The following is a 6,896-nucleotide window of genomic DNA, read 5'->3' on the forward strand; positions in this document are numbered from 1 at the left end:
ATGGGCGTGGATCAGCTTATGAGAAGAGCCGTAGCGACCTGCGCGAGATGCTGACCCCGCGAAGACAGCGAAGAACTTCGTCTCGACCGACTCGGACTCGAACAGGCTGTCCTCACCACGTACACCGAGATCATCCCGCACGAGCGATCACGAAACCCATGAGTACCGCTTACTGACCCACGCTCCTAGCGATGGCCGGCTACCTGCTGGGCGGCGACGGCTACTCCGTACTCGGCGACCCGGTCCGCACGCTCACCAATCTCTCCGGCTACGGGCCGAAGCCGGACACCGGGTTCTCCTGCTCCAACCTCGGCTACGCCGTCCTCGGCGAGACCCTTGCCAGGGTCGACGGCCGCGACTACCCGACTGCCCTGCGCGAACGGGTCCTCACCCCGCTCGGCATGGAGCACACCACCGTCCGCACCACTCCCGGCACCCCGGACAGTGCCATCCTCCTGTTCCACACCGCCGGCACCCCGGTCGTCCCGTGGACCAACCCGAAGTGGGCAGCGGTCGGCACCGGCACCTGGACCACCAGCGCCGACCTCGCCGCCTTCCTGGCCGCCAACGCCGCCCCGAACCCGCCCGCCGCGCTCGCCCTCACCCACACCCCGCGCGCCGCCGTCGCCGACTACGCCGACCGCGACGGGCACATCGGCCTCGGCTGGCAGCTGTGGAACGCCGGGGGCACCAAGGTCGGCCGGCACAATGGTCTGACCAACGGCTCACGCGCGTTCGTCGCCTACACCTCCGACCAGCGTGCGGTGGTCGTGCTTGCCACCTCCACCCGCACACCGACCGAGAAGATCGGCTTCGGACTGCTCGACATCAGCGCCCCCGAGTTCGACGAGCCGCAGACTCCGCACCCGCTCCTGCTCGCCTTCACCGTCCTGCTCTCGGCTGGCGTACCCGCACTCGCTTTGCTCGGCCTGGTGCGGCCCCGCCGGGCCCGCTTCTCCCGGCCGCTGGACCGACCCAAGGCCCTCTCCCTGCCGCTGATCGCCGCTACCTGCTGGCTGCTCGCCCTGCGAGTCGGCGAGTGGGGCCACGTTCCGGGTATCTTCTCTGCCCTCGGTGCTGGCTTGCTCACTGCCACGGTCGTCGAGTCCGTCCGCCGCTGGCCTTCCCTCCCGACAACCCGGGGCCGCTGGCCCTGGCTGCGCGCCGTCACCTTTGCCCTGCCCACCCTCCCGATGGCCGCCCTTCTCTGCACGACCGCGGTGATCACTGCCCAGCTGCCCTGGGCCCCCTCGGCGGGGCGGCCGGTCCGACCTCCGTCAACCGCCCTGGTCAGCTGTTCTTCGGGTTCGTCCAGTTCCGCGCGCCGCGCGGTGACCCGTTCCAGCAACTCGAAATCCTGCACCGGATCGCGGAAGGCCGCCCGGCCCCAGCGAGGCTGAGCGCCTACCAGGTCCTGCGGATCGCGATCACCGACGGGCACTGGGGCTCACTCAGGGGGACTCAGGAGAACTCACGGGATGTCGCACAGCGTAGTCGGAGCAGTGGGTGGCCGGGGTGGTATGGCCTGTGCCGGTCAGTTCCACCAGTGCTGCGGCGGACGCCGTGCACGTGAGCTGTCCGAGTGCGAGAGGGGTGAGTGTGGTCGGGTCGTAGGGGAGGGTGACGCGCAGCCGCCCGGGGGCGTTTGGGGCGGCGGTTACCTTGGCCAAGGCAGTTTCCAAGGAGCCGGTCAGGAGTGGTAGTGCGCTGGTCAGGCCCTGCTTGCGGTCTTCGGGTGAGGGGCCGGTGAGGAGGGCGCGGACGGCTTCGGTGGGTGATGTGATGCCGGCGGCGGAGCGCTCGATGGGGTGCAGCGCTCCGTCTCTGAGGAAATAGACGGCGGTGCCTGCCACGATTCCGGTGGCTGGCTCGCCAGCTCCCATGGGCTTGGACGCGTCGATCGCCGGACCGGTGCCGCAGCTTGTGAGGCCGAGTAGGAGCACAGGGAGAAAAGGGCGAAGGAGGCGGCTGCTTTGTGTCACGTACCGTCTCCTGCCGTGGGGGTGCGTGGGAATTCTGCGGTGAAGACTGCTCCGCCGTGCGGGCCGTTGGCTGCGGTCAGGGTGCCGCCGTGCAGGCGGGTGTTCTCCCAGGCGATAGCGAGGCCGAGGCCGCTGCCCTCGGAACGTGACCGGGCCTGGTCAGCTTTGTAGAAGCGGTCGAAGAGATGCGCGGCGGTCTCGGGAGACAGCCCGCCGCCGTGGTCGGTGACGTTGATCCGTACGCAATCCTCGTCGCCCTCGGATGCGGTCACCCCGACGGTCACGGGCGGCGCTCCGTGGCGCAGGGCGTTGCCGATGAGGTTGGCTATGACGACATCGAGGCGGCGGGGGTCCAGGCGCGCGGTGACGGGGGGTTCGGGGAGGTCGGTGGAGACTTTGTCCTGCCAGCCGCGGGCGCGTAGGCAGGCACGTACGGCCTCGGCCACGTCGATGTCGTAGGCGATCAGGGTATTGGCGCCGGCGTCGAAGCGGGAGATTTCCATCAGGTCGTCGACGAGCCGTGCGAGGCGGTCGGCTTCGGTGGTGACCAGGCGGGCCGCCCGGCCTATATCCGGCTGGAGGGTGTCGGCGCTGTCGTCGAGGACGTCGCTGACGGCGACCATCGTGGCGACAGGCGTCCGCAGTTCGTGGGAGACGTCGGCGGCGAAGCGGCGGGCGGAGGCTTCCATTCTGCGGAGTTCACCGACCGTGGTCTCCAGTGCGGCGGTTGATTCGTTGAACGCCTTGGTAAGGTCGGCCAGTTCGTCGTTTCCGGAGGCCTTGATACGGCTGGTGAGATCGCCGTCGGCCATGCGTCGGGCGCCGTGCTGGAGCCGGCGCACGGGGCGCAGTACGCCGCGGGCTGCGAGCAGTGCGGGCGGCACGGCGAGGACGAGCGCGGGGATCGCGCCGTACTGGGAGGCGACCCACACGGCGGCCTTCGCGTCGCTGAGGGAGCGCAGCGGGGTGGCTCCGTAGACCTCGATGCCGGACGGTTGTCTGCTGTCGGCGAAGGTGATCGGGGTACCGGCTGTGAGCCAGGGGGTGCCGTCCTGGGTGACGCGCTGGAAGGTCAGTTCCCGGTTGGCGGTGACATCACGGCGGAGGGTTTCGGGGATTGCAGGGCCGCCCTGGGCCGAGGTCACGGATTGGGTGCCGTAGGTGACGGTGATGATCCGGAAGCCGCTGCCGGAGGCCAGTTTTCCGGCGAAGGAGGTGAGCTGGGCGCGGGTGGGCGGGTAGGGCAGGTCGTCGGCGAACGTGGTGGTCGTGTCCCGCAGGCTGTTGAGGAGGGTGTCCTGTCCGGTCCGGAGGATCGAGATGTGCGCCTGGTAGTAGGTGAATCCCGCCGTCGCCACCACGCTGATGGCCGCGACCAGCAGGTATCCAGCGATCAGGCGGCCCCGCAGCCCGAGCGTGAGACGCTTGACCGGCGAGGGGCGCTTCACAGCGGTCCGAAGCGGTAGCCGAAGCCGCGCGCCGTCTGTATGTAGCGGGCGGATGCCGGATCATCCTCGATCTTCGTACGAAGCCGGGCGATACCGGAGTCCACCAGGCGTACGTCGGCCGACGGGTCGTGGCCCCATACCGTTTCGAGCAGTTCCTGCCGGGCGAACACGTGACCGGGGTCCGCCGACAGGTGCAGCAGCAGGCGTAGTTCCAGCGGGGTGAGGGCGACGGGGTGTCCGTTCTTGGTAATGCTGAGGCCGGAGCGGTCCACGGTGAGCTCCTCGTAGATCTCGGTGGCTGTGGTTGCGGGTGAGGGGTCCTGCCCGCGTAGGACTGCGCGGATACGGGCGTCGAGGACCCGGCCGCGTACGGGCTTGACGACGTAGTCGTCCGCGCCCGCGTCAAGGCCGCGCACGATGTCGGAGTCGTCGCCGCGGGCCGTGAGCATGATGACGGGTACCGGCCAGGAGGCGCGGATGCGGCGGCAGATTTCGAAACCGTCGGTGTCCGGCAGCATCAGGTCGAGGACGACCAGGTCGGTGCGCGTTGTCCGCAGCGCCGTGAGACCCGCGTGGCCGGACGCAGCGGCGTGGACCCGGTGGCCCTGGTGCTCCAGGGCCAGCTGAAGGCCGTCGCGCAGGGGCTGGTCGTCCTCGATGAGCAGAATCTGGGGCATAAGGAAATTATGGCTGCCTCTGCCAGCAGATCCGGGCAGCTCAGGCCCTCTCCGGAAGCTTTGTTACGGTCCGTCCATACTCTGCCCACAGGCCGCGGACAAGGCGCGGAAACGCTGGCTGGGTGAGCGATCATCGCCGTCGCCGAGCTGCCGCCCGCCGGAACCCCTCCGGCCAGGAGCGGCCCCCCGTACCCTCCGCACCCATAGGAACCTCCATGAACCGTACCCCTCCCCCTGCCCCGGACGCCCCCGCACCGGCTGTACCTCGCACCTCCGCGCGCGGCTGCACACCCGCGCAGACAACAGCCGTAGTGCTACTGGTCTTCGGGGGGTTCCTGCTGCCCGTCGTCGGCTGGCTGATCGGCCTGGCCGTGTGGTTGCCGGCCCGCGGATGGAGCGGTCGCGCCAAAGTGGCGGGGGCACTGGTGTGGCCGCTGGCCGCTCTGGTGGTGATCCTCACCAGTGCCGTGGCGTACTGGCTGGTCCTGCCACTGGGTGACCCGGTCTCCTCCGTCGCCACCTCTCTGTTCCTCCTGGTGCCCGGCAGTTGGCTCGTCCTGCTGCTGCTGGCCGCCTGGGCCCTGCTCGGTGCCCGCCGCACGGAGCAGGTCCGATGATCCGCCGCAGGACCGTCACCGCATGGCTGAGCAGCGGGCTGCTGCTCGCGGGCTGCGCACCCCTGGACGCAGTGGGGAGGCACGACCACGCAGTAGGCCCCCGCAGTACCCCCGATGCGCCCTCGATCACCCGGGCATCCGTCACCGGTAATGAGCTGCCACGGGTGTCGCCGACCCCGCAGCAGATACGCCGTACCGGGCCCGATCTCTCGGTGCCGCGTCGGGTGGACCTGCTCACCGCACAGGGCACCGACGCCCGCTCCGTCGCTCTGGTGAAAGCGGCATTGCGCCGCGCGGGTGTCACCGATGCCCGTGTCTCTCCCCTCAGCGGTGCCTCGCGTCCCGCAGGGTCGATGGCCGTAGTCATCGGAACCGTCTCGGCTCCACACATGGCCGACAAGCTGGGACGCAGCAATGCCTTCACCGCCGGGACACTGCCGCCTGAGGGCTACCAGATCACCACCAGCAGCCTCGACGGCCACATCGAAGTGCTGCTCGCGGGTGCCGACGGCGGCGGTGTCCTCTACGCCGCACAGACCTTCACCCAGCTGACCGCCGGCGGCCGGATAGCAGGCGCCACGGTCGTCGACCACCCCGCCATGCCGCTGCGCGGGGTCGTCGAGGGGTTCTACGGCAAGCCCTGGACCCACGAGGAGCGCCTGGACCAGATCGCCTTCTACGGCTCCGTCAAACTGAACACCTACCTGTACGCGCCCAAGGACGACCCGTACGAACGTGACCGCTGGCGCGAGCGCTACCCGAGGAAACTGGAACGCGAGCTGGCCGAGCTGGCCCGGCACGCCGCCGACCACCACGTGCGCTTCACCTATGTCCTGTCCCCGGGCAAGTCCATCACCTACAACGATGCGGGCGACCGCCAGGCCCTGACCGGCAAGCTCCAGTCCCTGTATAACCTGGGGATCCGGGACTTCGCCCTGGCCTTCGACGACATCCACCCGCTGCCCGTATGGAACGGTGCCGCGGACCTCGCCCGTTACGGGCCCGTCTCGGAGCAGTCCGCCGCCGCCGCTCAGGCCGACCTCACCAACCGCATGCAGCGCGAGTTTGTCGACCAGCACCGCGGCATGCGCCCGCTGCAGTTCGTGCCCACGCAGTACAGCGACCTCGCCGACACCCCGTACAAGAAGACCCTGCGCCGCGCCCTGGACGACCGCGTGCAGGTGTGGTGGACGGGCGCCGACGTGGTGCCCACCTCCATCACCAACGCACAGACCCGTCGAGCGGCCGACGTGTGGGGCCACGACGTGCTGCTCTGGGACAACTACCCCACCAACGACTACGACCACGCCGCCGGACGCCTGCTGCTCGCCCCCTACGCCAAGCGCACCCCCAGGCTCGGCGAGCACCTCAGCGGCGTCGCGCTCAACCCCATGAACCAGGCATCGGCCAGCAAGATCGCCGAATTCACCGGTGCCGACTACGCCTGGAATCCGCGCGCCTACCGGCCCACTGACTCCTGGCACAGCGCCGCGGCTCACATGACCGCCCACGACCCGCAAGGCACCCACGCCCTGCTGACCTTCCTCGACACCCAGCACATGGCGCCCAGCTGGACCGGCACACCATGGCAGCCCGCAGCCCCCGCCCTCAAGGCCCGGCTGGACGCCCTCGAACGATCCTGGCACACGGGCAGGAAACACCAAGCGGTCACGGCACTGCGCGCACAGACACGCTCACTCGCCGAAGCCCCCACTGAGATCCGCAGAACCGTCACCGACCCGGGTTTCGCCGCCGAGACCAAGCCCTGGCTGGACGCACTCACCCTGTGGGCCAAAGCCCTTGAGCACACCTGTGACGGGCTCGAACACCGTGCCAAGGGCGAGAAGGGCAAGGCCATCCGCTCGTTCACCGCAGCGGCCGAGCTCGCGCGGGAGGCGGCCGCGGTACGCACCATCCCCGGCGCCACCCGCCCGCACGGCAACGTCAAGGTCGCCGACGGCGTGCTCGACACCTTCATACACCGAGCCGCGAAAACCCTGTAGGACACCGAGCAAAGGCAGGTGTGCGGCATGCTGACCTGACCGAGAACCCCCAACGCCGCAGAAAGCGAAGGCCAGGTGCTGTCACGTTGTTGAGGGAGTGAGTGCCTGATGGTGTGTCGGGTGTGGAGGGGGCGGGTTCCGGCTCCGTGCTCAGGCCGCGGCCAGGCAG

Annotated in this window: 6 protein-coding genes; 3 read left to right on the forward strand and 3 right to left on the reverse strand. The window is 69.6% G+C overall.

Translation table 11 applies throughout. The features are described 5' to 3' along the window. Nucleotides 1–191: 191 nt before the first annotated feature. Nucleotides 192–1,400, forward strand: a complete 1,209-nt coding sequence (locus tag ACFV8T_RS45090) for a serine hydrolase (protein ID WP_385339617.1) — start codon at nt 192–194, stop codon at nt 1,398–1,400. Between the two features lie 51 nt (nt 1,401–1,451). On the opposite strand, the gene ACFV8T_RS45095 is transcribed toward ACFV8T_RS45090, so the two are convergent. The 3 genes from ACFV8T_RS45095 to ACFV8T_RS45105 form a co-directional block, all read right to left on the reverse strand. Continuing rightward, nucleotides 1,452–1,853, reverse strand: coding sequence for a hypothetical protein (locus ACFV8T_RS45095; protein ID WP_385339620.1), 402 nt, complete (start codon nt 1,851–1,853; stop codon nt 1,452–1,454). A 125-nt stretch (nt 1,854–1,978) separates the two neighbouring features. Continuing rightward, on the reverse strand, nt 1,979–3,430 hold the full coding sequence (locus ACFV8T_RS45100; protein WP_385339623.1) for an ATP-binding protein: 1,452 nt from the start codon (nt 3,428–3,430) through the stop codon (nt 1,979–1,981). After that, nucleotides 3,427–4,107, reverse strand: a complete 681-nt coding sequence (locus ACFV8T_RS45105; protein ID WP_385339625.1) for a response regulator — start codon at nt 4,105–4,107, stop codon at nt 3,427–3,429. Before ACFV8T_RS45105 ends, ACFV8T_RS45100 begins: the two co-directional genes overlap by 4 nt. A gap of 215 nt (nt 4,108–4,322) precedes the next feature. On the opposite strand from ACFV8T_RS45105, the gene ACFV8T_RS45110 reads away from it, so the two are divergent. Both ACFV8T_RS45110 and ACFV8T_RS45115 read left to right on the forward strand, forming a co-directional pair. After that, nucleotides 4,323–4,724: a hypothetical protein gene (locus ACFV8T_RS45110; protein ID WP_385339628.1), complete on the forward strand. Its 402-nt coding sequence runs from the start codon at nt 4,323–4,325 to the stop codon at nt 4,722–4,724. Beyond that, on the forward strand, nt 4,721–6,727 hold the full coding sequence (locus tag ACFV8T_RS45115) for a beta-N-acetylglucosaminidase domain-containing protein (protein ID WP_385339631.1): 2,007 nt from the start codon (nt 4,721–4,723) through the stop codon (nt 6,725–6,727). The genes ACFV8T_RS45110 and ACFV8T_RS45115 overlap by 4 nt, the downstream gene beginning before the upstream one ends. Nucleotides 6,728–6,896 lie beyond the last annotated feature (169 nt).

It is taken from the genome of Streptomyces sp. NPDC059832, from assembly GCF_042731715.1.
GTDB lineage: Bacteria > Actinomycetota > Actinomycetes > Streptomycetales > Streptomycetaceae > Streptomyces.